At 29.2% G+C, this 1,532-nt stretch carries 2 protein-coding genes; both read right to left on the bottom strand.

Annotated features, from left to right (window positions below):
- Positions 1 to 176: 176 nt before the first annotated feature.
- A complete protein-coding gene (locus ACFO5Y_RS02695) occupies positions 177 to 1,319 on the bottom strand; it encodes a restriction endonuclease subunit S (RefSeq protein ID WP_197105365.1) in 1,143 nt (380 codons plus the stop codon).
- Positions 1,319 to 1,453: a hypothetical protein gene (locus ACFO5Y_RS02690; RefSeq protein WP_269434949.1), complete on the bottom strand. Its 135-nt coding sequence runs from the start codon at positions 1,451 to 1,453 to the stop codon at positions 1,319 to 1,321. Before ACFO5Y_RS02690 ends, ACFO5Y_RS02695 begins: the two co-directional genes overlap by 1 nt.
- Between the last annotated feature and the right edge of the window lie 79 nt (positions 1,454 to 1,532).

The following is a 1,532-nucleotide window of genomic DNA, read 5'->3' as shown; positions in this document are numbered from 1 at the left end:
TAAAAACATTGTACCGCAAAAGGGCTGTTACATGGCCTTTTATCTTTTACACAATTATATGGACTTTATCTGAATATTTTAGGAAAAATCCTAATATTTATTATCAAGGATTTAATGGCTTTTTGTATATATTAAAGTAGTTTCATTTGTGATTTTAAATTTATAAATAACTGTAATTATACAAATAACAATTGTAAAAATGATTTTTTAAATTGTTCTAAAGAAACTAAGTTTTTCTGTTGAAAATCTACAGTTTTATCCAAAGTTTGGAGTAAATTTCCGATTTTAATTTGTTCCTTTATTTTAGGTATATTAAATCTCAGTGTAATAAAATCAGAAAATTTTATGGTTCTACCGTCACGAATTCCATAAGTTATAGTTTCAAGTTTTTGTATAAAATTTTGGCTATTTAATAAATAACTCCAATAGAGTGGATAATGTTCATTTTTCTCCTTAAAATCTAAAATTGTATAAGCAGGAGAAGTTATTCCCTCAACATTAGAATAAGCAAATCCTCCTTGAAAAGAACGTAAATGAATTACAAATTGTCCTGGGCAGACTCTTTTATAATTTTTCAGACTGTTTTCATTGTATTTAATATCTATGCCTATTTCACTTCGTAGTATCATACCCTTTTCTTGTGATGCAGAAAGAACGGGCAAGTCAGCATGATTTTTATCTGATATTGATTCAAATATATCAGAAGCTTTTCGCTGTTCCCATACTTCTGAGAAATTATTAAATCTTAATTTAGGGACCCTATGAGATTTATCAGGATGCAAAAGCTGTAAGTATGCTTTTTTTAATTTAATTAAATTATCAAGCTTACGCTGATGAAGAGCAAGTGATTTATCAAGAACTATTAGTAATTTTCCAATTCTATTCTGTTCATTCAGTGTGGGTATGTTTATGCTAATATTATTAATTGTATTTTTTGAAAGACTAGGTACACCAGTCGATTCATCCATTTTCTTCCAATTTATCTTTTGAAAAACACCATATATAAAAAATAAATTACTATTAATTTTTGGAATACAATAAAATAATGTATCAACAGTCCAAAATGGTGATTTAAGAAGAAACGGTTTATCTATTGTTCCTTTTCTACCTATTCCAATTGCATCTTGATCATAAGATAACGCCTCATTTACTTGAAGCATTAATCCACCTGTTCCATATACTGGAATATCCCCATCATTTAAATGCTTATAGTCTTTCCCTGAATTTACTTCTAAAATATTCTGTAACTTACGCTGTTCCCAATCGTCCGTAAAACCTTTAAATCTAAGTTCCGGTTGTCTTCTTTCTTCCTTAGCCATTATTGGAACACCTCTTTCATTGCTTGAATGATATCTCGTGTTTCATCCGTCACTTGAAAGTCATCAATCATTGAAAGTAATTCTTTCTCGTTTTTTTCAATTTCAGCATCAATTTCGCGAATATCTTTACTCAATTGAACCACATGTTAACGTCAAGTAGAAATCGGCACTTTTTGCCAATTAGTTTTCTGCAGATTCTGCTCGATAAGATTC

Source organism: Ruoffia tabacinasalis, assembly GCF_042652985.1.
Lineage (GTDB): Bacteria > Bacillota > Bacilli > Lactobacillales > Aerococcaceae > Ruoffia > Ruoffia tabacinasalis.
The sequence above is the reverse complement of the archived record's forward strand: the minus strand, read 5'-3'. Positions and strand labels throughout refer to the sequence as shown.

Coding starts and splice junctions, on each gene's coding strand:
- ACFO5Y_RS02695 (WP_197105365.1), bottom strand. CDS start 1,319: ATGGCTAAGGAAGAAAGAAGACAACCGGAACTTAGATTTAAAGGTTTT.